This is a genomic window from uncultured Marinobacter sp. (assembly GCF_963974375.1).
Lineage (GTDB): Bacteria > Pseudomonadota > Gammaproteobacteria > Pseudomonadales > Oleiphilaceae > Marinobacter.
In genome coordinates, this window is record NZ_CAXBDN010000007.1 from 1 (window position 1) to 25,200 (window position 25,200).

Annotated in this window: 25 protein-coding genes; 15 read left to right on the forward strand and 10 right to left on the reverse strand. The window is 57.3% G+C overall.

Annotation, left to right across the window (positions count from 1 at the left end):
* Positions 1-78 precede the first annotated feature (78 nt).
* Positions 79-549, forward strand: coding sequence for a hypothetical protein (locus tag AAC035_RS01010; protein WP_339799129.1), 471 nt, complete (start codon positions 79-81; stop codon positions 547-549).
* A gap of 418 nt (positions 550-967) precedes the next feature.
* On the opposite strand, the gene AAC035_RS01015 is transcribed toward AAC035_RS01010, so the two are convergent.
* From AAC035_RS01015 to gabT, 4 genes are all read right to left on the reverse strand, one after another.
* Positions 968-1,345, reverse strand: coding sequence for a hypothetical protein (locus AAC035_RS01015; RefSeq protein ID WP_339799131.1), 378 nt, complete (start codon positions 1,343-1,345; stop codon positions 968-970).
* A 5-nt stretch (positions 1,346-1,350) separates the two neighbouring features.
* A complete protein-coding gene (locus tag AAC035_RS01020; protein ID WP_339799134.1) occupies positions 1,351-2,646 on the reverse strand; it encodes a hypothetical protein in 1,296 nt (431 codons plus the stop codon).
* A 164-nt stretch (positions 2,647-2,810) separates the two neighbouring features.
* A complete protein-coding gene (locus AAC035_RS01025) occupies positions 2,811-3,557 on the reverse strand; it encodes an SDR family NAD(P)-dependent oxidoreductase (protein WP_339799136.1) in 747 nt (248 codons plus the stop codon).
* A 3-nt stretch (positions 3,558-3,560) separates the two neighbouring features.
* The gene (gene gabT / locus AAC035_RS01030) at positions 3,561-4,838 is read right to left on the reverse strand and encodes a 4-aminobutyrate--2-oxoglutarate transaminase (protein ID WP_339799139.1); all 1,278 of its coding nucleotides are present in this window, start codon (positions 4,836-4,838) and stop codon (positions 3,561-3,563) included.
* Positions 4,839-5,105: 267 nt separating this feature from the next.
* Between gabT and AAC035_RS01035 the strand changes: the two genes are divergently transcribed.
* From AAC035_RS01035 to AAC035_RS01055, 5 genes are all read left to right on the forward strand, one after another.
* Positions 5,106-7,292: an OsmC domain/YcaO domain-containing protein gene (locus AAC035_RS01035; RefSeq protein ID WP_339799142.1), complete on the forward strand. Its 2,187-nt coding sequence runs from the start codon at positions 5,106-5,108 to the stop codon at positions 7,290-7,292.
* Between the two features lie 97 nt (positions 7,293-7,389).
* Positions 7,390-8,307 (forward strand): LysR family transcriptional regulator, encoded by a 918-nt coding sequence (locus AAC035_RS01040; protein ID WP_339799144.1) that lies wholly within the window; start codon positions 7,390-7,392, stop codon positions 8,305-8,307.
* Positions 8,308-8,383: 76 nt separating this feature from the next.
* On the forward strand, positions 8,384-8,749 hold the full coding sequence (locus AAC035_RS01045; RefSeq protein WP_339799147.1) for a hypothetical protein: 366 nt from the start codon (positions 8,384-8,386) through the stop codon (positions 8,747-8,749).
* Between the two features lie 53 nt (positions 8,750-8,802).
* Positions 8,803-9,750: a sodium-dependent bicarbonate transport family permease gene (locus AAC035_RS01050; protein ID WP_339799150.1), complete on the forward strand. Its 948-nt coding sequence runs from the start codon at positions 8,803-8,805 to the stop codon at positions 9,748-9,750.
* Positions 9,751-9,831: 81 nt separating this feature from the next.
* Positions 9,832-10,257: a hypothetical protein gene (locus AAC035_RS01055; RefSeq protein WP_339799153.1), complete on the forward strand. Its 426-nt coding sequence runs from the start codon at positions 9,832-9,834 to the stop codon at positions 10,255-10,257.
* A 9-nt stretch (positions 10,258-10,266) separates the two neighbouring features.
* Here the strand turns inward: AAC035_RS01055 and AAC035_RS01060 are convergent, their stop codons facing one another.
* Positions 10,267-11,010 carry a class I SAM-dependent methyltransferase gene (locus AAC035_RS01060; RefSeq protein WP_339799156.1) on the reverse strand — a complete coding sequence of 248 codons (744 nt, stop codon included), beginning with the start codon at positions 11,008-11,010 and terminating at the stop codon, positions 10,267-10,269.
* 169 nt (positions 11,011-11,179) lie between these two features.
* Positions 11,180-12,130, reverse strand: a complete 951-nt coding sequence (locus tag AAC035_RS01065) for a cyclase family protein (RefSeq protein WP_339799159.1) — start codon at positions 12,128-12,130, stop codon at positions 11,180-11,182.
* A 203-nt stretch (positions 12,131-12,333) separates the two neighbouring features.
* Between AAC035_RS01065 and tenA the strand changes: the two genes are divergently transcribed.
* From tenA to ahpF, 5 genes are all read left to right on the forward strand, one after another.
* Entirely contained in the window at positions 12,334-13,002 is a 669-nt protein-coding gene (gene tenA, locus AAC035_RS01070; RefSeq protein WP_339799162.1) for a thiaminase II, read from the forward strand.
* Positions 13,003-13,050: 48 nt separating this feature from the next.
* Positions 13,051-13,833 (forward strand): co-chaperone DjlA, encoded by a 783-nt coding sequence (djlA, locus tag AAC035_RS01075; RefSeq protein ID WP_339799165.1) that lies wholly within the window; start codon positions 13,051-13,053, stop codon positions 13,831-13,833.
* 140 nt (positions 13,834-13,973) lie between these two features.
* A complete protein-coding gene (locus AAC035_RS01080) occupies positions 13,974-14,735 on the forward strand; it encodes an SDR family oxidoreductase (protein WP_339799168.1) in 762 nt (253 codons plus the stop codon).
* Positions 14,736-15,058: 323 nt separating this feature from the next.
* Positions 15,059-15,622 carry an alkyl hydroperoxide reductase subunit C gene (gene ahpC / locus AAC035_RS01085; protein WP_339799170.1) on the forward strand — a complete coding sequence of 188 codons (564 nt, stop codon included), beginning with the start codon at positions 15,059-15,061 and terminating at the stop codon, positions 15,620-15,622.
* A gap of 247 nt (positions 15,623-15,869) precedes the next feature.
* The gene (gene ahpF, locus AAC035_RS01090) at positions 15,870-17,438 is read left to right on the forward strand and encodes an alkyl hydroperoxide reductase subunit F (RefSeq protein WP_339799173.1); all 1,569 of its coding nucleotides are present in this window, start codon (positions 15,870-15,872) and stop codon (positions 17,436-17,438) included.
* Here ahpF and AAC035_RS01095 read toward each other — a convergent pair whose 3' ends face one another.
* Together AAC035_RS01095 and AAC035_RS01100 are read right to left on the reverse strand one after the other, a co-directional pair.
* Positions 17,439-18,170: an RNA methyltransferase gene (locus AAC035_RS01095; RefSeq protein ID WP_339799176.1), complete on the reverse strand. Its 732-nt coding sequence runs from the start codon at positions 18,168-18,170 to the stop codon at positions 17,439-17,441. It abuts the gene before it with no gap.
* Entirely contained in the window at positions 18,167-19,828 is a 1,662-nt protein-coding gene (locus AAC035_RS01100) for an NAD(P)/FAD-dependent oxidoreductase (protein WP_339799178.1), read from the reverse strand. Before AAC035_RS01100 ends, AAC035_RS01095 begins: the two co-directional genes overlap by 4 nt.
* 233 nt (positions 19,829-20,061) lie before the next feature.
* Between AAC035_RS01100 and rlmE the strand changes: the two genes are divergently transcribed.
* Complete coding sequence (gene rlmE, locus AAC035_RS01105) at positions 20,062-20,691, forward strand: 23S rRNA (uridine(2552)-2'-O)-methyltransferase RlmE (RefSeq protein ID WP_339799181.1); 630 nt, start codon at positions 20,062-20,064, stop codon at positions 20,689-20,691.
* Here rlmE and AAC035_RS01110 read toward each other — a convergent pair.
* Together AAC035_RS01110 and AAC035_RS01115 are read right to left on the reverse strand one after the other, a co-directional pair.
* Entirely contained in the window at positions 20,672-21,502 is an 831-nt protein-coding gene (locus AAC035_RS01110; RefSeq protein WP_339799184.1) for an RluA family pseudouridine synthase, read from the reverse strand. The genes rlmE and AAC035_RS01110 overlap by 20 nt on opposite strands.
* 9 nt (positions 21,503-21,511) lie before the next feature.
* On the reverse strand, positions 21,512-22,162 hold the full coding sequence (locus AAC035_RS01115; protein WP_339799186.1) for a TetR/AcrR family transcriptional regulator: 651 nt from the start codon (positions 22,160-22,162) through the stop codon (positions 21,512-21,514).
* Positions 22,163-22,246: 84 nt separating this feature from the next.
* On the opposite strand from AAC035_RS01115, the gene AAC035_RS01120 reads away from it, so the two are divergent.
* From AAC035_RS01120 to AAC035_RS01130, 3 genes are all read left to right on the forward strand, one after another.
* Complete coding sequence (locus tag AAC035_RS01120) at positions 22,247-23,359, forward strand: DUF2855 family protein (protein ID WP_339799188.1); 1,113 nt, start codon at positions 22,247-22,249, stop codon at positions 23,357-23,359.
* A gap of 181 nt (positions 23,360-23,540) precedes the next feature.
* Complete coding sequence (locus AAC035_RS01125; RefSeq protein ID WP_339799191.1) at positions 23,541-24,212, forward strand: SDR family oxidoreductase; 672 nt, start codon at positions 23,541-23,543, stop codon at positions 24,210-24,212.
* A 198-nt stretch (positions 24,213-24,410) separates the two neighbouring features.
* Positions 24,411-25,139 (forward strand): transglycosylase SLT domain-containing protein, encoded by a 729-nt coding sequence (locus tag AAC035_RS01130; RefSeq protein WP_339799193.1) that lies wholly within the window; start codon positions 24,411-24,413, stop codon positions 25,137-25,139.
* The last annotated feature ends 61 nt before the right edge of the window (positions 25,140-25,200 follow it).

The following is a 25,200-nucleotide window of genomic DNA, read 5'->3' on the forward strand; positions in this document are numbered from 1 at the left end:
TAGCGCCGATGGCGCTTTGCGGAGTATACTGGCCTGCAAAGTCACTGATTCAGGTATAAGCCAAGGCTGGGCCTATTTATGATATTGATTGCCATATTCCTGGTGATCAATATCTATGTGCTTATGGCTGCCCAGCAGCCCGTCGATAATCGTACTTTAATAAGATTAATGGAGCAGCTTAATCTTGATGCCGGAGTTTTATTAACTGTTTTGGGTTGGACCGGAATCCTGTTTTCTGCAGCCGCCGCCGGTGCACTATACTGGACAGCAACCCTGGGCGACCGATTTGTAGAGATTGGTGCCGGACGTATACGTGCTCCTGCCTCAAATCTGTCGAAGAATGTTGTAGAGATCCCGGTTTCTGACGTGAAAAATGTCAACGTACAGAACATTCAGTCGACACGAATTATTACCGTCCAGCATGCAAAAGGGAAAGTCCAGTTCGTTAGTATGATGTTTCCAGAGAAAGGCGCATTTGATGAACTGATCAGTGCGTTGAATGCTATAGATGATCATAACAATAAAGTAGAAAATACAGCTAACCGCTGAGGCGAGACTCAATTTGTCAACGTAATTTTCACACTGGGCGATCGGCTGACAGGATTTAAAACTTGACGCCGGTTTCCCCGGGATCTTAGCCTGTAGGGTTAACCATCAAATCTATGAACCAGGGACAGGCTCATGATCTTGCTTTCAATAGTACTCGTACTGTTCGGCCTTTCTCTGTTGGCGGCGGATCGACAGATCCTGGCGATCCCCGGAACCGGCGGTATATTGAAGGTCAGAAGCTTTATGTACGGGAGTGTTTACCGGCAGAGGCGGCTACCATCGCTGTGGATAATAACGAGCTATCGTTACCCAAAATCGTTCGAGGGGAAGCCAGTACAACGTATAAATTGGAAAAAGAATTTAAAGAATAATAATTTTAATCCTGGTAAATGCCGAAATGGCCACGACTGAAAATTCCTTAGAATGTAGCAAAAACCTTTGAGCTACTCTCCAGTTTATGAAGAATTTCAGTCAGCTGGACCTCATCACTCTTCGGTGAGTCAGGAACATTATTCAGTAGTTCTTCTAATGACGCTTCTCTCCCCTCTTGTAAAATAGAATTCAGGTAGACCCAGTCATTACTATCAATATTGTCAGAGGCTGTTAAGGGAGCTAATTTGCAATTTACCTCACCTTCTCTTTTTGAGCGGTAAATGCAAAGTCTGGCTTGCTCAGATCTATAGAATACCAAGGACTTGTCGCCTGCAGACAGCTCCAGATGCTTTTCAAAGAGAAATCCATTCGAGAATAAGAAAAATGAAATAACACCGTCTACTTTATCTTTGAAATTTTTCATAGTAATTAATCAACCTTAATCCAGAAATTTCCATCTCTCATATAGCCAAAGTTATTCGAGTTTTTCTCAAGATACTTAATTTCCATCGCCGTAAAACTATTTGGACGATTAATCAAAACTTCAGTAATATTTTCGCCATGGAGCTCAATACGTCCTACTCCGCTCTCTAATTGCCTGTGGAGGAATTGCTCGTTTACTAACCAGGCTTTCTGCCTTCCTTCAGCTTCGCTTAATCCGTCTGTGAGCTTTGGAAAGAAACTTGGGTCTGTTTCATACCAAACTCCTCCGTTAGCTTTAGCTTCTCCGATGTACCCTCCATTCTCTTCCCATCGCCCTAAAACAACTCGATCTGCATTCTGACTCACGTGAGTCGACATTTCAGCAATATCTCTGGCGAACCTCTCAGCTTCTGGGCCATTAGAATTCCGTAAACCATTTATAGCATCATCTAGTGTCGGTTTGTTTTGATAGGAGAGTAACGTGCCTTGTTCAGTGGGCTTACCGCTGGATAACCAAGTCTGAAAAGACCCATCTCCACCATTTGCCAGCCAGGTCCGATATTCCATATCTTCCTGTGGGCTTGCGGTCTGCCATTGGCTTCCATCCGGACCTACCGCGTTGTAGATAAGCTCACTACTGTACTTCCGGTAAACGGTACCATCATCCGCAACAACTTCATCAAGGCTTCCGCCCAATCCACCGGAATAGGCCAGCAAGGACCATGGTGAGGCGGTACGAAGGACTTTCGTGAAGGTTGTTAGTCCGGCAGCCGCTCTCTGCATGAAGGTAAGCTGAGCCGGTACGGTTGCCACCGGAGCCGGGGCAACGGGTGGCGGCGGTATGAGGGCCAGAAACGCCTGGCCAGGTCCATTCGAATTTGATGAACGAGCCTGAGTACGCGGCTCATCCGCCACCTCATCACTACCCCCGCCACCATCCGCGGCGCCACCACCCAAGCCAGAACTGGTTGCCGGAGCCCGATCCAGCCACGAACTTTCCAGATAGGCAAACAGTCGGCCGTTGTGGGCCGCTTCGGCGAGGTCGTTGATCAGATCATTGAGGGTTGCAGGGCGGGTCCATGGCTTTTTGAAGACCATCTGCCAGACGTCGTAGAGACGGTAGTTAAAGGGGTCGTGCTGCTGGTAGGTGGCAATGCTGCGAAGCGTCTGTTTGGCGTAAGTGCGATCTTCGCCGAAGACATCCCGTTCGCTGAGTTCGTCACTGATCGGGCGGCGCCAGCGGGTGAAGGCGTATACCTGACCAAGTATATCGTGGACCAGAATCGGGTCGTTTCCGAACATCCCTGTCTCCTGCGCGTGTCGGGTACGCGATGACTAACGATTAAAAGGGCCTCGTTCCTGAGGCTCAGCGGCAGAATTTGAGCACGATGCTACAGGTAATTCAAGTCTGCGGTGTTACGGGGTTCTGATTATGAGTAGAAAGGAATCTCCATCAGGCCGAACCCTCACCAATCAATCACTTTCCCATCCCAGTCGATATAGGACAGAGTGCCATCCGGGGGTAGGGTGGCCAGGTGTTCCAGCAGGCGTTGGGCTACGTATTGCGGGGTGAACAGCTTGTTCTCGGGCACGTTGCGTTGAAAGGGTTGGGACAGCGGGGTGTCGACGGTGCCGGGGTGAAACGCCACCAACTTTACGTTGCGGGCTCTGCGGCCATATTCGATGGCGGCAGTTCTCAGCAGCATGTTGAGAGCGGCTTTTGAGGCGCGGTAACTGTACCAGCCGCCTTTGTGGTTGTCGGTGATGCTGCCGACCCTTGCGCTGAATACGGTGACGGTGCAATCGTGTGGGGCCTTGATCAGCGGCAGCAGGCGGCTGACCCACAGCATAGGAATCACCGTGTTGATGTTCAGTACCTCGAGCATCATCTGCTCGCCGATATCTTCAAGTTTCTTCTCTGGCTGCACAGTGTCTGAATGCAGGATGCCCTGACAGACAAATACCCGTCCGATGCGTCCTTTCCAGGGCTGCAGTTCGCTGATGATGCGTTCGATATCGGCGGGGGAGTTATCGCAGCAAATGTGGGTGGTGGCCTGGGGGTGGTCCGGGTGACGGCTGACGGTGAGTACGTCCTTCGGTTCAGGCTCATCCAGTAGAGCCTGTATCACCGCCTGGGCAATGGCACCTCCGGCACCAATAACCAACGCGGCGTCACCCTCGACGCCGCGCTTGCCATCAGATCCGCTGGCCATGGATCAGGACAGGGATTTCAACGCATCTTCGACGATCTGCAGGCCTTCCTGCAGGATGTTGTCTTCAATGGTTACCGGCATCAGGAAGCGCACGGTGTTGCCATGGAGACCACAGCTTAGCAGAATCAGGCCGTGCTCTGCAGCATAGGCGCACACTGCTGCTGCCATGTCGGGGCGTGGCTCGCGGCCTTGCTTGTCGCTGACCAGCTCGATGGCGGCCATGGAGCCCAGCGCGCGAACGTTATCCACGTGCTCGTATTTTTCCTGCCACTCTTCGAACCTGGATTTCAGGGTGCTGCCCAGGCGCTGGCTCTGGCCCAGGATGTCTTCTTCTTTGAAGACTTCCAGCACGGCGAGGGCTGCGGCGCAGGCGGTGGGGCTGCCAGTGTAGGTGCCACCCAGGGAGTTGGGGCCGGAGGCGTCCATGTGCTTGTCGGTACCGACGATGGCGGAGATGGGCATGCCATCGGCCATGCTTTTCGCCATGGTGATCAGGTCCGGCTCTACGCCGCTGTGCTCGATGGCGAACATCTTGCCGGTACGACCGAAGCCACTTTGCACTTCGTCCACAATCATCAGGATGCCATGTTCATCGCAAATTTCCCGAATGGCCTTCAGGAAGTCGGCTGAGGCGGGGTAGAAGCCACCTTCGCCAAGTACCGGTTCGATGATGATGGCGGCGGTATGGGTGCCCGGAGAGTCCGCTTTCATGGTCATTTTCAGACCGCGCAGGGCATCGGCGTCGCTGACACCGTGGTAGGGCACCGGGTAGGGCGCACGGAACACGGTTCCCGGCATGGGGCCGAAATCCACCTGATAGGGCGCTGCCTTGCCGTTCATGGCCATAGTGTACATGGTGCGGCCGTGGTAGCCGCCATCAAAACAGATCACATTGCTGCGACCGGTGGCTGCCCGAGCGATTTTCACCGCGTTTTCCAGGGCCTCGGCACCGCTGTTGGCGAGCATGACCTTGGCATGGCCCCGAACCGGTGAAATCTGGCTGAGCTTTTCGGCCAGGTGAACATAACCCGGGTAGGGCATCACGGTCTGGCAGGTGTGCATCAGCTTGTCGAGCTGGGCCTTGACGGCTTCAACCACTTTCGGATGACGGTGACCGATGTTGAGTACACCGATACCGCCGGCAAAGTCGATCATGCGATTGCCGTCGGCATCCCACACTTCAGCATTGCGGGCGTGGTCGGCAAAGCGCTGGTTGGGGCTTGCCGCGCCGGCTGCCACGTAGCGTTCTTTGAGGGCCTGCAGTTCTGCGTTGGTTGTCATCTTGTGTACTCCAGAAATAAATTTATTGCTTGCGGCTACGCACGGTAACGCGCAACAGATCATGTACAAGGGAGGTAACACGGTAACACATGACGGCCGCCCGAGTATTTGAGTCCGGCGCTTTACCTGAGAATAGCCCAGGAATACCGCCGCCACAGACTTTGTTTTTCCTATATTGGCGGGAGCCAAGACGAAGGGTGTCAAAAACTGGATAATGGCCCGTTAGAAAGCCAAGTTAGCTGAATTTCAAAACCCGGTACCCTGTTAATGGAAATCAAAGTTAATTTTCTTGAAAATCTGAGGCTTGAAGCGAAATTTGACGACTTTACCGTCGTCACCGATCAGCCTATACGCTACAAGGGTGACGGCTCTGCGCCCAGTCCCTTCGACTACTTTCTGGCGTCGTCAGCGCTGTGTGCGGCCTATTTTGTCCGGGTTTACTGCCTGGCCCGCAACATACCGACGGAAAATATCCGGCTGTCCCAGAATAACGTGGTTGATCCGGAAAACCGCTACAACCAGATTTTCAAAATCCAGGTGGAGCTGCCTGAGGATCTTTCCGAGAAAGACCGCACCGGTATTTTGCGGGCCATCGACCGCTGTACGGTCAAGAAAGTGGTGCAAACCGGTCCGGATTTCCAGATTGAAACGGTCAGGAACCTGGATCAGGATGCTCAGGCCCTGCTGATGGCGAAACCGGAAGGTGAAGCCAGTACCTACATCGTGGGCAAGGACCTGCCCCTGGAGCAGACCATCGCCAATATGACCGCCATTCTGGCGGACCTCGGCATGAAGATCGAAATCGCCTCCTGGCGAAATATTGTGCCCCACGTATGGTCGCTGCACATCCGCGATGCCGCCTCGCCCATGTGTTTCACCAACGGCAAGGGTTCAACCAAGGAAAGCGCCCTGTGCTCGGCGCTGGGGGAGTTCATCGAGCGCCTGAACTGCAACTTTTTCTACAACGACCAGTTTTTTGGTGAGGACATCGCCAACCGCGAGTTCGTCCATTACCCGAACGAGGAATGGTTCAAGCCCGGGCCGGATGACGAACTGCCTGACGGCATTCTGGATGACCACTGCCTGGCCATTTACAACCCGGAAGGGGAGCTGTGTGGCAGCAACCTGATTGATACCAATTCCGGGAATGTCGAACGGGGTATTGTGGCGCTGCCCTACGTGCGCCAGTCCGACGGCGAAGTGGTGTATTTTCCGTCCAACCTGATTGAAAATCTTTTCCTCAGCAACGGCATGAGCGCCGGTAACACGCTGGAGGAAGCCCAGGTTCAGTGCCTGTCGGAAATCTTCGAGCGGGCGGTCAAAAAGCAGATCATCGAAGAAGAAATCGCGCTGCCGGACGTACCCTGGGAAGTGCTGGCGAAATACCCGGGCATCGTCGAGGGGATCGAGGCGCTGGAGGCCCAGGGCTTTCCGGTACTGGTCAAGGATGCCTCCCTGGGTGGCCAGTTCCCGGTGGCCTGCGTCACCCTGATGAACCCGAGAACCGGCGGCGTGTTTGCGTCTTTCGGTGCGCACCCCTGCCTGGAAGTGGCGCTGGAGCGCAGTCTCACGGAACTCCTCCAGGGCCGCAGCTTTGAAGGCCTGAACGATGTGCCTCCGCCCACCTTCAACAGTCTGGCGGTGTCCGAACCCAATAATTATGTGGAACACTTTATTGATTCCACCGGGGTGGTGTCCTGGCGCTTTTTCAGCGCGAAGCAGGATTACGAATTCTGTGAGTGGGATTTCTCCGGCACCAACGAGGAAGAGGCGGCCTGCCTGTTCGGTATCCTCCGGGATATGGGCAAAGAAGTGTACGTCGCAGTGTTTGAAGACCTGGGTGCACCGGTCTGCCGAATGCTGGTACCCGGCTATTCCGAAGTCTACCCGGTGGAGGACCTGATCTGGGACAACACCAACAAGGCCCTGGATTACCGCGAAGCTATCCTCAATCTGCATACCCTCAGTGATGAGGAACTGACCGACCTGGTGGAGCATCTGGAAGAAAGCCAGATTGATAACTACACCGATATCATCACCCTGATCGGGATCGAGTTTGATGAAAACACGGTCTGGGGTCAGCTCACCATTCTGGAGCTGAAGCTGCTGATCTACCTGGCGCTGCAACAGCACGAAGAAGCGCTGGAGCTGGTGGAAACCTTCCTGCAGTTCAACGACAACACGGTCGAGCGGGGTCTGTTCTACCAGGCGGTGAATGCGGTACTGGAAATCACCCTTGATGACGAGCTGGAGCTGGCGGATTATCTGCCCAACTTCACCCGCATGTTTGGTGAGGCCACCATGGCCGCCGTGGTTGGCTCGGTCACCGGTGAGGTTCGCTTCCACGGCCTGACACCCACCAACATGCAACTGGAAGGCCTCGACAAGCACCTGCGGCTGATCGAGAGCTACAAGAAACTGCATGCTGCCCGCGCTGCCAGTGCCGTGAGATAGGGTCGGTTCAGACGCAAAGGCGGTGTCGCCCAGCACACTGACCACAGGTCAATCGGTGGGCGTGATGAACGATGAGGGGTGATTCAGGGAGTATGACGTGGACAATCTGAACCTGCGGCACCTGTATCATTTCTGGATGATTGCCCGTGAAGGCTCCATTGTTAATGCGGCGGAGGCACTCGCGCTGACACCGCAAACTCTCAGCGGCCAGCTGGCGACCTTTGAGGCAGATCTGGGCGGCGCTCTGTTCCGGCGCGCCAACCGGTCACTGCAACTGACCGATCTTGGCCACACGGTGTTCAGCTACGCTGACGAAATGTTCGAGACGGCCAGGGCGCTTACCGAGATACTCCGCCAGCCGCCGGAGCATCGCCCCCTCCGTCTGTCCGTGGGCATTGCCGCGTCCATTCACAAGCTGATCGCCTACCATCTGACCGAGCCGGCCCTGGCCCTGTCCCGTGAGGTCCGGCTGAGTTGTCGCACCGGCGATACCGCGGAACTTCTCAAGCGCCTCACTCAGCGTGAGCTGGACGTTGTGCTGACGGACCGGCAGCCGGCGCCAGCAGAGGCCAGTCATTTTCGCTCTCATCTGCTGGCCAGTTCGTCGGTTTCACTGTTTGCGACCCAGGCGTTGGCAGACCGGATTTCCGGTAATTTTCCGGCCAGCCTCGACCGTCAGCCTTTTCTCGCCACGTCCCTTGATGCACCATATATCAGTTCGCTGATGAACTGGTTCTCCAATCAGAATGTCCGGGTCAAGGTAGTGGCCGAGGTGGATGACAGCGCCCTTATCAAGGTGTTTGGTCGTGAGGGCGTGGGCTATTTTGCTGCCCCCACCGCCATCCGCGATGAAGTCTGTCGCCAGTATCAGGTGGTTCATGTGGCCCGTATCAGTGAAGTGAGGGACACTCTGTATGCCGTGACCCGTGCTCGCGGAAGCCACAATGAGGCGGTTCTGGAACTGCTGCGGGAACGTCCGGAACTGGAAGATGAGTTCGAAAAAACCGAATCATAAATCTGTTAAAACTTTGTTCTTTTCGATCTTTAATCTGTGGATGATGACAGCGTGTTCTAACCAAGGAGAACGGGTCATGAAAACGATTCACAAATTTCGTCTGGAAATGGGCAAGGAACCCACGGCACTCAGGCTGCGGGATGGCTATCGGGTCGTCCGCTGCGAGTACCTGGTGTCTCAGAAAGGTGTCTACCTTTGGGTGGAGCAGCACCTGAATGTTGCCATACCAGTGACCGATCGTCAGTTCGTGGTGGTGCATTCCGGTGATCCGGTACCGGTCAGCTACCAGTATCTGGACACGGCGCTGGATGTGTTCGGCCCGGAGGCCTATCACGTCTTTGAGGTGAAAGACCCACAACCGGCTTTCGCTCCGATGGAGGCTCACCAGGGACTGCGGCCTCCCTTGTTTCGCACAACGACTCACCACGCCGGTTCGGCGTGACACGTTCACTTATGGGCCCTTCGGGGCCCATTATCTTTACAGGGTTTTAGTGAATGCCAGACATCATCGTGATGTTCTTTCTGTTGGGCCTGGTGGCGGGTGCGCTGAGGTCGGATCTGTCCATTCCCAAAGCGGCCTATGACATCCTGAGCCTGCTGCTGATGCTGACCATCGGTCTGAAGGGCGGTATGGCGCTGCATGGCAATCTGCACTGGGGCCTGGTAACGGAAGTGCTGGCAATCAGCGCACTGGGCTTTGCAATACCGATGGTGTTGTTCCCGATGCTGCGGTATCTGGTGCGTCTGAATGTTGCGGATGCGGCCAGTTTCTGTGCCCATTATGGATCGGTCAGCGCCGGTACCTTTGCGGTGGCGCTGGCCTGGGTGGAATCCCGCGGGCTGGCCACCGGGGGCCAGGTCACCCTGTATCTGGTACTGCTTGAACTGCCGGCCATTCTCGCCGGCCTTTGGTTATACCGCCGCTTCAGCAAGGGTCAGACCACCGACAGTAATGCTGCAGCGCCTTTGTGGCAGGAAACCCTGACCAACCGCAGTGTTGTGCTGCTGGTAGGCGGGGTGATCATTGGTGCCCTGTACGGCCCCGATCAGGGTGATGGTGTCACCGCGCCCCTCACGAGTGCTTTCTTCGTGGTTCTTTCGCTGTTTCTGCTGGAGATGGGGCTGGTGGCGGCAGAAACCCTGCGTAAACTCCGCCTGCGTTACTGGCGGATCATCGCTTTTGCCCTCTGTATGCCACCCCTGTTGTCTCTTCCCGGCCTGGCAACCGGCATCTGGCTGGGACTCGAGCCGGGCACCATTGTGATCCTGGGTACCCTGACCGCCAGTGCGTCCTATATTGCCGCGCCGGTTGCGGTGAGGCATGCAATCCCTGACGCTGATATTGGTCTGGCGATGCTGGCCTCCCTGGGTGTGACCTTTCCCTTCAACGTACTGGTGGGCATCGGTCTCTACAGCTATTTTATGGAGGTTATGGTGGGCTAGGAAAAAGCCCGAACCCGGTTCCGGTCCTGTGGTGGGCCGGACTGACTGGCAGAATCACAACAGAACCCTGGTATCCGGCTTATGAGACCACTGATCGCATTATTAGCCTCCACGATCTTGCTGACGGGTTGCGCCGGCCCGCAGAACGTCAGCACTGGGCAGCCACATCCGGAAGTCAGTTCAGCCCCCTGGGATAACGCCAGGCAGCGCGGTGTGGACTTTCGTGCCATCGGACAGGAGCCTGGCTGGTATCTGGAAATAATGAACGACGACCAGATCCTGTTTGTCTACAACTACGGTGCAAATCGACTGGAGTTTCCCGCTGCAGCGCCAACCAGGTCGGACGATGATCGTCTTGTCTACCAGACCAGTAACGGGGTGGAGACCCTGACGGTGACGATTACGCCGGATCCCTGCACCGATATCATGAGTGGGGAGCCGTTTGAACACTCCGTCAGCGTCAGTCTGAATGGCGAGGACTATCGGGGTTGTGGGCGTGACCTGTGATGCCACCGTTCAGGTTTTAACACACACCACGAGGGCGTTTCCGGAAGCGCTGTTCAGAGGGACAATTCTGTCATAGTCGTGCTCGAACAGATGCACCTCAAAGTAACGCTGCAGTAAGGTCCTCAGATCTTCAAACGCCACCGCCACCATCGGGTGTTCGTCCTGCCATGCCCGGGTCACCTCGCCCTCGGTCCGGGTGATACTGAGTCGCAGGGATTGCCGGCTTCCGGTGCCGCTGTAGTTCCAGCCTGAGCTGAACACAAACCGACTGTTGTCATGCTCGGCGGTATGGGTCACATACAACGCGTTGTTGATCCTGTCTTTGGCGACCGCGTTAAAGCAGAACATCCCGCCGGCACTCAGCGCGGCGTGGGCACTGCGAATGCACTGCTCAAGTTTTTCCAGGCCATCACTGTAATGAATGGAGTAGAGAAAACAGGTCACCAGGTCGAGAGGTTCTTCAACCTGGAAGTCGCACATATCCTGCAACATGAAACGGGCTTCCGGGCAGCGTAGCCGGGCCCTGTCGAGCATGGGCTGATGGATGTCGAGGCCTCTGCTGCTGTAACCACGATCGATAAAATGCCGGAGGTGCGGCCCGGTACCACAGGCAAGATCGAGGTGTCTTTTGCCACCGTTTCCGAACAGCTGATGCAGCCTGTGCACCCCATGGCTTTGGGCGGGATAATCGATATCCGCACACATCAGATCGTAGTAGCCCGACAGGTCGGTGTATAAGGCATTCGAGGACATGGTGACCCGGGCTGATGTGGCAATAGGTGAGGGTGTTAATGGTATAGCAGGAAGGTGTCGGAACGAAGCAAAGTTTGATTGCTGATTGAGGACAAAGAGAGCGGATTATCTATCGGCCATGGGATGACCGGCAACCCGGGTCTTGCGGCCCGGGTTGCTGGTCAGGCTATCAGCGAATGGCGATCGGGTTGATCATCATCTGCACGGCACCTGCTATTTTGGGCTGACCCAGAACGAACATGAACTCGTGCACGCCATCGCTGGCAAGCTCGGCGGTGTTCATGTTTTCCAGAATATAGACGCCGTGTTTGGTCAGCAGCGTCTGGTGAACCTCGAATACCCCGGTGCCTTCCTCAAAGGGGATCACTTCAAGACCCCAGTTGTCAGCGCCCACGGCAACGACGCCAAGGTTGGCCAGGTATTCGGCGCCATCAACGCCAAGCCCGGGCTCGGCCTTGCCGAATCGCTGATTGTCATTGCCCACCAGGCCCAGCCAGCCGGTATGGAACAGCACCACGTCACCCTCCCGGATTTCAACACCGTGGGCCTCGGCCGCTGCCATGATCTCTTCGCGGTTGAAAGCCTGGCCTTCTTCAAGCATGTCCTGGCCAAAATGTGCGGTCATGTCCAGCAAAAGGCCCCGGGCGACGATGGGGGGAATGCCCTCTGTACCCAGTTTCTTGAGGCCGTCCGTCGCGACAATATCTTTGGCTTCGTGACCGTTGTAATGCTTATGGTCGATGCCGATGTGGCCGAAGCCATCAATCTGGCTGCCAATACCCAGCCAGGTGTGCAGGATGTCGTCTGTGCTGGTGAGCTTGGTGGGTCCAATGGTCTGCCCGCCGGCCCGGGGCTCCATGACGGTAATGTCGAAAAAACGGGTGCCATAGGCGGGAAAATCGCGGTTCAGCTCAACACCCAGTGAATAGGCCTTACCCTCGGTTATCAGCTTGCTGGCGCTGATAATATTTTCTGCGGAGAGGTAGTTGGCGGCGCCGATGGTATCGTCGGGGCCCCACTTTGAGGTCTGCCAGTCATCATCGGCGAGGGTGGCTGCACTGGCGCTGAGCAGGGCACTGGTCATGATGCCCGCCAGAATGGGGCTTGATCTGAAGTTCATAGCAGATTCCTTTTATTATTGCTTCGTGAGCATTCAAATTAGTTCATGGGATCCCTGCGTCAAATTTTGGTGGCGGTTAACTTCGGATGTCTGCCGGGCCTTATCGTTTTCAGTCAACCCGTTAACAGGCAATTTGTCGGGTGGTGCCGGCTGCAGGTCTCGGTTACCCTTCTTGTCTTTCTACCAGAGGGGCAGGGTGAGCCATGGGATATGAGTTCGAGGATCTGAAACAAAGCTGTAATGCCGAATGGCGGGCCTACATTGAGCACGATTTCGTGGGTCAGCTTGGCGACGGCAGTCTGGCGGCCGGGGCTTTTCGTCACTATCTGAAACAGGACTATCTGTTTCTTATCCACTTTGCCCGTGCCTTTGCCCTCGCGGCCTACAAAAGCCAGACGCTGGCAGATCTGAAGCAGGCCAAGGAGGGCATGCAGGCCATTGTGGATGTGGAGCTTGGTCTTCACGTCAATTACTGCCGTGAGTGGGGTATCAGCGAGCAGGAATTGGCGACGCTGCCCGAGGCCCGGGCAACCCTGGCCTATACCCGTTACGTGCTGGATACGGGAAATCGCGGCGATCTGCTGGATCTTCACGTGGCGCTGTCGCCCTGCATGGTAGGCTATGGCGAAATCGCCAACTGGCTGAATGCCAGATCAGAGACTGTCCGGGGCGCAGAAAACCCCTACGATGCCTGGATCGCCATGTACGAAAGCGAAGAGTTTCAGAATGCCATGGCCGCAGAAATCCACTGGTTGAATAACCGACTGTCTGACGTAACTCCGGCTCGTTTCACAGAGCTGAGTCGCATCTTCAGCGAGGCCACCCGGCTGGAAATCGACTTCTGGGACATGGGGCTTGAGCAGCGGATGTAAGCGCTCTGACCACAGCCTGAATACCTAACTTCTTTTAAGGACCTCATAATGCTGTTTGCAATGATCATTGGTGGCCTCATTGGCTATGGCCTGGGGCGGTTTCCGGGGCTGTTGATTGGCGCTGCCGTCGGGGCTTTCCTGTTCCGGCAACTGCGTAAGCGGTTACTTGGCAAGTTGCAGGACATCCAGTCAGGATTTATCGAGTCTGTGTTTGCGGTGATGGGGTGCCTGTGCAAGGCCGACGGCGTGGTAACCCGTGATGAAATCCAGGTCGCTGAGGCCATGTTTGTCCGCTTCCGGATGAACGAGCAGCAAAAGGCCGCCGCACGAAATGCCTTCAACCGTGGCAAGGCGGCGGACTTTGATCTTGAAGCAGAGCTAAACCGGTTCCTGGCGCTCAGCGGCCGGCAGCCGGCATTTTTGCAGATCTTCCTGCACGCCCAGATGTCAGCCGTGCTGGCGGATGGTGCCGTGCATCCGGCTGAGCATGAGATGCTGATCCGGATCGCCCGGGGGCTTGGGCTGCCGGAAGGGCAGGTTGATCAGCTTGAGGCCATGTTGCGGGGCGGTCATGCCGGCCGGGCTGGTGGCGGTGCCCAGTACACTTCCGCGCAGCAACTTGATGATGCCTACAAGGCACTGGGAGTGTCACCGACCGCCAGTGATGACGAGATCAAAAAGGCGTACCGCAAACTGATGAGCGAAAACCATCCGGACAAACTGGCGGGCAAAGGTCTGCCGGAAAGCATGCGGGAGATTGCCGAAGAGCGTACCGGTGAAATCAGCCATGCCTACGATGTAATCAAGGCTGCCCGCAAGCAGCAGGCCTGATCATGAGCAGGGTGCGCGGGCACCAGGTTGGTGACCAGTTCGCTCTGTTTATTCCTGACCATAAGCCAAAATTACTTCCTCCACAGAGACGACCCCGCTAGCATAGCCAGCTTACTTATGTCGTTTCAGGAGACAGAATAATGACAACAGGATTCTCAGGAAAGGTGGCGCTGGTCACCGGTGGCGCCGCCGGTATTGGTCGCGCCACAGCGCTGGCATTTGCCGCTGCCGGAGCCCGGGTGGTGGTCTCGGATATCGATGAAAAGGGCGGTGAAGTCACGGTCCTCGCCATTAAAGCGGCTGGCGGCGACGCCATGTTTGTGGCCTGCGACGTCAGCGACAGTGAAGCCGTTGCCGCACTGATCCGCCACACGGTAGACGCCTATGGCCGGCTGGATGTGGCCTTTAACAACGCCGGCATCGAGATTGAGCACGAGCGACTGGCGGATGGTGATCTGGAAACCTTTGACCGCATCATGGATATCAACGTCAAGGGTGTCTGGCTGTGCATGAAGCATGAGATCCCCGAAATGCTGAAACACGGTGGCGGGGCGATTGTGAATACCGCCTCCGTAGCCGGCCTGGGGGCTGCGCCCAAAATGAGCATCTACAGCGCCAGCAAGCATGCGGTGATTGGCCTTACCCGTTCAGCAGCGGTGGAATACGCCAAGAAAGGTATCCGGGTCAATGCGGTGTGCCCGGCAGTGATTGAAACCGACATGTTCCGCCGGGCCGCAGAATCAGATCCCCGCCGGGCCGAAATGGCGGTTGCCATGCATCCTGTGGGCCGTCTGGGTCAGCCCGAGGAGATCGCCGCAGCGGTGTTGTACCTCTGCTCGGAAGCTGCCGGTTTCACCACTGGTATCGCACTGCCGGTTGATGGCGGATCTACAGCGATCTGATATTATTCCCGCCTGAGAGTCGAACCCGATGAGGCTTTCGGGCGCGGACGTGGCACTGACACGTCCGGCATACATTGTTTCAGGCTAAGGGCTTGAATTAAAAATAATAACCCCGATCTATCAAGCTGCGGTAACGCGACTGCAACGCTGTGCCTCCACACTGAGCGCGCCTGTCGCCCCTCGTGAAAGAAGTATAGGGAAAACCTATTTCCCGGGTTTAAATAATCAATTTTTACCAAGCGTGCAAAAGACCTATCTTGCACCACGCAAATTCATCAAGCCGGCCTTTACACCGGAAATTAACCAACAGGAGATTTTCTGACATGGGAATTATCAATTCTGAGATCAAACCGTTCAGCGCAACCGCTTTCAAGGGTGGCGAGTTCGTTGAGATCACCGAAGCGGACGTCAAGGGCAAGTGGGCCGTTTTCTTCTTCTACCCGGCTGACTTCACCTTCGTTTGCCCCACCGAGCTGGGCGACGTTGCGGACAAGTACGAAGAGCTGCAGAAGATGGGCGTTGAAGTGTTCTCCGTGTCCACCGACACTCACTTCACCCACAAAGCGTGGCACGATACTTCCGAAACCATCGGCAAGATCAACTACTACATGGTTGGCGACCAGACCGGCACCATCACCAACAACTTTGGTGTGATGCGTGAAGGCCAGGGCCTGGCAGACCGTGCTACTTTCGTGATCGATCCGGATGGCGTTATCCAGGCCATGGAGATCACTGCTGAAGGTATTGGCCGTGATGCAGAAGACCTGCTGCGCAAGCTGAAGGCTGCTCAGTACGTTCGTAACAATCCCGGCGAAGTATGCCCGGCGAAGTGGAAAGAGGGCGAGAAAACTCTGGCTCCTTCCCTGGACCTGGTAGGCAAGATCTAAGTTCAGCAGAACTTGAGATGCTTGATAAGAAGGCCCGCATCGCGGGCCTTTTTTATGGATGCTGATGAATGGTGATGGCAAATCTGACGTTTATAGCAAAGAGCTATGGTTCATGTAAGGTCAATTAATTTGAGCATTGGCTGGCATAGCCGTATCTTCTGTCCATCTTCAGGGCGTACCTTTTAATTCAGCGCCTTATCACCATTAACGATCTCAGTTACTCGATAGACCAAGGGGAATACAGAACATGCTGGATACCAATCTCAAGGACCAACTCAAAGCCTATCTTGAGAACCTCAGGCAGCCCATTGAGCTTGTTGCCGCGCTGGACGACAGTGCCAAGGCCAAGGAACTCTATGAGCTGCTGACAGAGATCGAATCACTGTCGGACAAGATCACACTGACGGACGATGGCCAGTCTGACGTGCGCCGGCCTTCCTTTGCCATCAACCGGACCGGGTCCGACATTGGCGTCCGGTTTGCCGGTATCCCCATGGGCCATGAGTTTACCTCTCTGGTGCTGGCGTTGTTGCAGGTAGGCGGCCATCCGTCCAAAGCCGCCCAGGAAGTGATTGAGCAGATCCAGGCCCTTGAAGGTGATTTCGAATTCGAAACCTACTTCTCGCTGTCCTGCCAGAACTGCCCGGATGTGGTGCAGGCGCTGAACCTGATGGCGGTGCTGAACCCCGGGGTCAGGCACACCGCCATCGACGGCGCCCTGTTCCAGGACGAAGTTGAGCAGCGTGAAGTGATGGCGGTACCCAGTATCTATCTGAACGGCAAGCCCTTCGCCAACGGTCGCATGACTCTTGAGCAGATTCTGGCCAAGGTCGACACCGGTGCCGAGGCCCGTGCTGCCGAGAAGATCAGCCAGAAGGATACCTTTGAGGTGCTGGTGATTGGTGGTGGCCCTGCCGGCTCCGCCGCGGCAATCTACGCGGCCCGTAAAGGTATTTCTACCGGTATCGCCGCTGAGCGTTTTGGTGGCCAGGTGGCGGATACCATGGGTATCGAGAACCTGATCTCAGTGCCCTACACCGAAGGCCCGAAGCTGGTGGCGGCCATGGAGCAGCACGTCAAGGAATACGAAGTCGACATCATGGACCTGCAGCTGGCGGAAAAACTGATTCCTGCTGCGGAGCGAGGTCTGCCCCACGAGGTGCGTCTGGCCAATGGTGCATCCCTGAAGGCCCGCACGGTGATTCTGTCCACCGGTGCCCGCTGGCGTCAGCTGGGTGTACCGGGAGAGGACGAGTACCGTAACAAAGGTGTGGCTTACTGCCCTCACTGCGACGGACCCCTGTTCAAGGGCAAGCGCGTGGCAGTTATCGGTGGCGGTAACTCCGGTGTGGAAGCGGCTATTGATCTGGCCGGTATTGTCGGCCATGTGACGCTGATCGAGTTCGGTGCGGAAATGCGGGCCGATGACGTGCTGCAGAAGAAGCTGCGCAGTCTGAAGAACGTGGAGATCATCACCTCTGGCCAGACTACCGAGATTACCGGCGAAGCTGGCAAGGTAAACGGCCTGATCTATAAGGACCGCAACACCGGCGAAGACCACAAGGTGTCGCTGGAAGGTGTGTTCATCCAGATTGGTCTGGTGCCCAACACCGAGTGGCTGAAAGGTGATATCGAGCTGAGCCAGCACGGTGAGGTGATCATCAATGACCGCAACGAAACCTCGATTCCGGGCGTGTTCGCAGCGGGTGATGCCACCACTGTGCCTTACAAGCAGATCGTGATCTCCATGGGCGAAGGTTCAAAAGCCGCCTTGAGCGCCTTCGACTTCCTGATCCGTAACGAGGCTCAGGGCTGATCAGCCACGATTCAGTTCGTAAGCACAGATGTTGACCGCCGAGGCGAGGTTGAGTGATTCAATTTCGCCTCGGCCGTTTATGGTGTAGGCACTGGCGTTAAGCGGCGCAAGCTGTTCCCGCGGCAGGCCCCGGGCCTCGTTGCCGAACAGATAGCAGTCATGCTGACCGAAGGCCGGTGAGCTGAGGCGGTCGCCGTTCAGATCAAGGCAGGCAAAGCTGTGATACCGCCCTGTCAGGTCCTGCAATGGCAGGTCTGTTTCCAGAGGCACATGAAAGATGGCGCCCATGCTGGCGCGAACCACCTTGGGATTGAACGGGTCGACGCTGCCGGGGCTCAGCAGGCAGCGAAAGCCGCCGAACCAGGCCAGGGTGCGCAGGATGGTGCCCAGGTTGCCCGGGTCCTGGATTTCGTGGAGGTAGACCGCTTTTTCGCCATTGGCACCGGGCCTGGAGATGGAAGCCTCCGGCATGGGGACCACCGCCAGAATTCCCTGGGGGGTAGTGGTATCCGCCAGTCGTGCCATCTGACGCTCACCCACCAGATGGGTCTTTAACGGGCTTTTCCAGTGTTCATAGGCGGCGGTGACATAAAGTTCCGAACGCATCAGATAAGGCTGACCGGCGGCCGCTTTCAGCAGCTCCAGTACCAGATGTTCACCCTCCACCAGATAGTAGTCCGACGCCTGACGGTATTTTTTCTGGTGCAGCTTGCGGATGTCGTCCAGTTTCACGATTGCGCTCTTTCGCCGGCGTCATTGTTCATGTCCCCGGCGCCTTCCAGATCGGCCAGCATGGCTTTGGCCAGGGCTTCCGCCACCTTGATGCCATCCACCCCCGCAGACAGAATACCCCCGGCGTAACCGGCGCCTTCCCCGGCCGGATACAGTCCCCGGGTATTCAGGCTCTGCAGGGTGACGTTGTCCCGGGTAATGCGCACCGGTGACGAGGTACGGGTTTCGATGCCGGTGAGTACCGCGTCCTTCTGATCAAATCCGCGGATCTGCTTGCCGAAGGCCGGCAGGGCTTCACGGATGGCGTCTATGGCATAAGCGGGAAGGGCGGTTGCCAGATCCCCGAGGCGGACACCGGGTTGGTAGGAGGGCTCCACCGCGCCCAGTTCGGTGGATGGCCGGGCCTTGATGAAATCACCCACCAGTTGTGCCGGCGCGCAGTAATCACTACCGCCCAGGGTGTAGGCGTGGGATTCCAGCTGTTCCTGCAGTTCCACGCCGGCCAGGGGGCCGCCGGGGAAGTCCTGTTCGGGATGAATGGCGACGACAATGCCCGCGTTGGCGTTGCGCTCATTGCGGGAATACTGGCTCATGCCATTGGTGACCACCCGTCCGGTTTCCGACGTGGCGGCGACGACGGTGCCCCCCGGGCACATGCAGAAGCTGTAAACCGCGCGACCATTGCTGGCGTGGTACACCAGTTTGTAATCGGCCGCACCGAGGGCGGGGTGGCCGGCGTATTTGCCAAGGCGGGCGTTATCGATCAGGGATTGCGGGTGCTCCACCCGGAAGCCCACCGCAAAGGGCTTGGCCTCCACAAAAACGCCGTTGCGATGCAGCATGCGGAAGGTTTCCCGGGCGCTGTGGCCAAGTGCCAGCACCACGTAGCGGCTGTTGATCTGTTCGCCGCTCTCCAGAACCACGCCTTGCATCCGCTCGTCGCGAAGGATCACATCGGTGACCTTGCTTTCAAAGCGGATCTCGCCACCCAGTGCGATGATCTCGTCGCGCATGGCGGCCACCACGCCGGTGAGGCGGAAGGTGCCGATATGAGGCTTGCTGACGTAAAGGATTTCGTCCGGGGCGCCGGCCCGCACGAATTCCTGCATTACCTTGCGGCCGTAAAATTTCGGATCCTTGATCTGGCTGTAGAGCTTGCCGTCGGAGAACAACCCGGCACCGCCCTCGCCGAACTGGACGTTGGATTCCGGCGACAGCTGCTTTTTGCGCCACAGGGCCCAGGTGTCTTTGGTCCGGCGACGGACGTCTTTGCCCCGCTCCAGCACAATGGGCCGGAACCCCATCTGGGCCAGCAGCAGCGCGGCAAACAGACCACAGGGGCCAAAACCGATCACCACCGGGCGCTCGCTGAGGCCGGCCGGGGCTTCCGCGACAGGGTAGTAGGCAGTGTCCGGTGCCGGGCGAACGTGGTTATCGTCAGCGAAGCGGGCCAGCACGGCTTCGTCGTCCCGGGTGGTCAGGTGGAGTATGTAGACAAACTTGATTTCCGAATTTTTCTTGCGGGCATCGTAGCTGCGCTTGAACACCGTGAAATCCAGCAGATCGGCGTCGCTGATGTTCAGCCGCTCAACAATGGCAGCGCGCAGGGCGCTTTCAGGGTGGTCCAGTGGCAGGGCCAGTTCGGTAAGGCGGATCATAGTCAGTCCTGCCCGGAAGAACCCTGGAGCAAGGCACAGGGTGTGTTCCGGAAACGCCTGGTGGCGGTGTTGGTTAAGGTCAGGGTTTAAAGTGGGCTAATTGTACGTGCGCAGCGCCTGCTTGTCAGGGTTTTGCGGCGGTGGAGCGGGGCACGTACAATGTGCATCCCGTTACTTCTGTTGCACGCCGGTGCAACCCGCCTTACCTGAAAGAGTCGCTAACAGGCATCCCTATGGCCCGATCCAAAAGCAGTAACCGCTGGCTGGAAGAACATGTCAACGATCCCTTCGTCAAACAGGCGCAGCTGGACGGCTACCGTTCCCGTGCCAGCTACAAGCTCCTGGAGATCAACGACAAGGACAAGCTGATCCAGCCCAACATGCTGGTGATGGATCTTGGTTCAGCGCCCGGCGGCTGGTCCCAGGTGGCGGCCACCCTGGTCGGTCACAAGGGCCGCGTGGTGGCATCGGATATCCTGCCCATGGATACCATTGCCGGCGTCGAGTTCGTTCAGGGCGACTTCACGGAAGACTCGGTGTTCGAGGCCATTATGACGACTCTCGACAGTGCTCCGGTGGATGTGGTGATTTCCGACATGGCCCCCAATATCAGCGGCGTTAACGCCGCCGATCAGGCCGCCTCCATGTACCTGCTGGAGCTGGCCCTGGATATGGCCTGTCAGGTACTCAAACCCAAGGGCAGTTTTGTGGCGAAGGTGTTCCACGGCGAAGGCTACGATCAGTACGTCAAGGCAGTCCGTGAAGTCTTTGATAAGGTCGTTGTACGCAAGCCGGATGCCTCCCGTGCCCGCTCCCGGGAGGTTTACCTGGTAGCCAGGGGGTTCAAAGGTCCGGCGGAGTAGCCAGAGAATCGGGCACCTGAAGCTTTACCCGCTGCCGGGTCAGCGGGCAGTCGAATTCCAGATACACTGCCATCAGTTGCAGTGGCACAGCGGCCGGCTTGCCGTACAGACGGTCGCCAACAATGGGGTGGCCGAGCCCAGCCAGATGCCTTCGTATCTGATGCTTGCGGCCAGTGCTGATGCTGACGTGCAGCAGGCTGCTTTCACCGCTGTGGTCAGTGGCCCCGCTGTGGCTCAGTGTGGTGACGCTGCTGGTGGCAGCCTTGCCATCCACCGGAGTCTCCACCAGCTGGTCGTTGGCCTCCAGCCGTCCGGTGACTGTTGCCCGGTAGTGTTTGGTCATGGTACGACCGGCAAAACACTGTGACAGCGCTGCTGCCGCCTTGGGGTCGTGGGCGATCAGCATCAGCCCGGCGGCGTCGGCGTCCAGCCGGTGCACCAGATAGCAGGGCCGCTTCAGCTGAAGCTCGGCCCACCGCAACAGACTGCAGTGATCCCCCCATTGCGAGCCCTGGGCCAGCATGCCGTGGGGTTTGAACCAGGCGGTGTAGCGGGCGTTATCGGTCAGCAATTCCGCTTTTTCCGGTTTCCGGGCCAGCACCTGCTCATCGTAATAGAGCTGCAGTCGGGTACCGGGACTCAGTTGCCGGCTGGCCCGGCGCAACCGCAGCTGTTTGCCCTTCTGGGTCCACCAGCAGGCACCCTTGCTCATGGCGTCCTTGATGCGCTGGCGCGATAACCCGGAGGCTTCGCTCAGGGCATCAACAGCGGTGCCGGATTGCTCAATCGTCAGATCAATGGTGGTTCTCATGGCGGGTTGTTACAGCCTGGGGTTATTTGGGGTGTTTAGCAGGCCGAGGCACATAAGCTCAGCCTGTTGCGCCCACCGGTCCATATTCTCGGCGTCGAGATTAACCAGCATGGCATACCGGCGTCCGCCCCAGACCGCCAGATGCATGGCTTCAACGGTTGCCGGAGCTGGCTGGCGGGGCAGGTCGGTACAGCTGTCGAAGACCCGTTGCCAGCATGCGAGCAGTTCTTCATAGGCCCGTCGCTGATGCTTCTGGTCCGCTATCAAGGGTTCGAGTAGCAGCATATCCGGGTGGAACCAGGACTGGCCGTCGCTCTCGTTACCGGAAAGGATCCGGATAAGCTGGCGCAGGCGTTGCTGCCAGTTCAGCCCCTGGGCCGCAACCACCTTGTCATCCACCCGCTGGATCAGCCGTTCGATACAGTGGCGCACGTAGCCGGAGTGCAGTGCTTCCTTGCTGGGAAAATAATCGTACAGGGTGCCAATGGCAACGCCGGTTTCCAGGGCTACTGCCCGGGTGGTGACCTTGTCCCAGCCATCCCGCTGCCAAATCCGAACATAGGCGTCAAAAATGGCCTGTACGGTGAATCTGGCGCGGGCCTGTTGTGGCCGTTTCAACGGCTTGGTTCGCGGTGCTGGCTGTCCGCTCTTGCTGGCCATGGTTATCCGAACCCACGAAAGTTGCTGGCGTTATAAACTGGAGTTGTATGAGCTAACAACAACCCGACGTAAAGGAGTTGACCTGTGCACGAAGCAACGAGTCTCTATACCGACCGGCACCAACTGGACCAGTCCCTGATTGCCACCAGCCCTTTGCCTGAGCTGAAGGAAGGCGAGGCCCTGCTGCGGATCTCGCGTCTGGCGATAACCACCAACAATATCACTTATGCGGCCTTCGGTGACACTCCTCATCTACGCTACTGGAGCTTCTTCCCGACGGGCGAAGAGCGCTGGCGCCAGATGCCGGCCTGGGGCTTCGCCGAGGTGATGGAGTCCACAGTTGAAGGTGTTGACGTGGGAGAGCGCTTTTACGGTTTCTGGCCCGTCGCTACCCATCTGGTGATGCAGCCGGTGCGGGTCAGCCCCCGCGGTTTCTACGATGGTACGCCGCATCGTCTGGAGCTGACTTCCGCATACAACCAGTACCAGCGGATTGGAACCGATGCTGCCTACCGGGCGGAAGACGAAGCCTATCAGATGCTGCTGCGGCCGCTGTTCATCACCTCGTTCATGCTGGCGGACTTCCTGGAAGACAATGACTTTTTTGGCGCCGATCAGGTGATCATTTCCAGCGCCTCCAGCAAGACCGCTTACGGCACCGCTTTCTGCCTGGAAGATCGGAACGACATCACCATGACCGGGCTCACTTCAGCAGCCAACAAGGCGTTCGTGGATGGCCTGGGGAGCTATGACCGGAGTGTGGATTACGGTGATATCGAGTCACTTGATCCTGAAGTGCCGACCCTCTATGTGGACTTCTCCGGTAACGACGAGGTGAGGTCCCGCATCCACCACCATTTCGGAACCGCACTGGTGCACAGTTGCTACGCCGGATCGGCCCACAGTCACGAGCACATCAGTACCAGCTCCAGTACTGAAACCCTGCCGGGACCGGCGCCGGTGTTCTACTTCGCCCCGGATCAGATCAAAAAACGGAATGCCGACTGGGGCCCTGCGGAGGTGACCCGGCGGTTCAATGAAGCTCAGCTGGCATTCATTCAGCGTGTCAAGAATCCGCAGCATCCCTGGATTGATGTGAAATCCCACGCCGGCATCGAGGCAGCACGGGATCTGGTGGCGGATCTGGTGGCGGGCCGGGTGGAGCCCCGTGAAGGTCACGTGGTTTCACTGGACTGAGCGGGCTCCCCAATGCCGCTATACCGGTGATCAGAGGCGGAGCGCCTTGTTCCTGAATGGATCGGGCTTGCTGTGTCGCCTTTTAAACCTGACACTACCCCCTGTTTCTGGTCTTCCGCGGCCTGCCATTGCAGGCTGCGGATGGGCAGTTTGATGGTTTTCTAACGCCAGGGGAGCTTTTATGTCTGATCATGCAACGGTCGTAATCACCGGCGCCAACCGTGGCATCGGCCTTGAGCTTGCGCGTCATTATGCCGCCAGGGGGCTGGCTGTTATCGGAGTGTGCCGCGAAGCGTCTCCGGAACTCACGGAAGTGGCCGCCCGGGTGATTGATGGCGTGGACGTGACCACCGACCAGGGTGTGGCCAGACTCAAGGCGGAGCTCCAAGGACAGAGCATTGATCTGCTGATCAATAACGCCGGCCTGCTGCAGGACGAAGTACTGGGTCATATTGATTTCGATTCGATCCGCACCCAGATGGAAATCAATGCCTACGCACCGCTGCGGGTGACCGAAGCCCTGGTGCCGCAGATACCTTCCGGTGGCAAGATTGCCAATATCACCAGCCGAATGGGATCCATCGCCGATAACGATTCCGGTGGTCGCTATGGTTACCGGGCATCCAAGGCGGCACTGAACGCCTTCGGCAAATCCCTGGCCATGGACCTCAAGCCCAAAGGCATTGCTGTCATTCAGCTGCACCCCGGCTATGTCAAAACCCGCATGGTGAATTTCGGCGGTATTATTTCGCCGGCGGAATCCGCCCTCGGGCTGGCTGCCCGTATCGATGAGCTGGATCTGGAAAACACCGGCACCTTCTGGCACTGCAACGGCGAACTGCTGCCCTGGTGATGATTGTCCGCCCGGCAATTTCCGGCTGGTTGCAGGCGCGTTCCGGGCTGAACTGTGACCTGATGCAGGATTCCGGGCATGACTGAAACCGCCATGTATAATTAGTGGTAGTGAAGCGTTTACACTGGTGCAGTTAACACAGGCGGTTGCTCAGAAACTGCTGCACCTGAACGCTGAGGGCGCTCGCACGGAGTCAGGATGAGTATTGCTGTAAAAATCGCTCTACCACCACTGATACTGATTGTTCTGGCGACGCTCTGGTCGCCGCTTGTCGTTGCGGAAGTGCGTCGAATTGTGCATCCGGACGGGCGGGTGGAGTTTACCAATGTGTCCCCGAGCCGGCAGCAGGCGCTGCCCTCCACCAAAAAGGAAACGGTGTATCGCTTCCGGGATGACCGGGGCATTACCTCGTTCAGCAATCAGCGACCTCCGGAAGCGGATTACGACGTGATCCGTTTCGACTGTTATGCCTGTAAAGTGTCTTCCACCGTAAACTGGCACACCACACGCCTGTTTACTTCGCCTTATCAGAATGAAATCCAGCAGGCATCCCGCCAGTTCGAGGTAGACCCGGCACTGGTGCGGGCGGTGATTCACGCCGAGTCCGCCTTCAATCCTGCGGCCCTGTCTCCCAAGGGAGCCCAGGGTCTGATGCAGCTGATGCCCGGCACGGCCGCGGAACTGGGTGTCGCCAATGCCATGGATGTGGCCGAGAATATCCGTGGCGGGGTGAATTATCTCGCCAGAATGCTGCACCTGCATGATGGTGATATCCGTCTGGCAACGGCTGCTTACAACGCCGGCCCCGGCGCGGTGGGCCGTCACGGTGGCATTCCGCCGTTCGCTGAAACCCGGGCCTATGTGGAGCGGGTTGGCATTCTTCATGAACGTTACCGCAGTACCCTGGCTCAGTTGACGGGGCACTGATCCGGACACCGTCTGATCCCGCACTTGTTGTATAGTCTTCCATGAGATCTTAATCACGGGA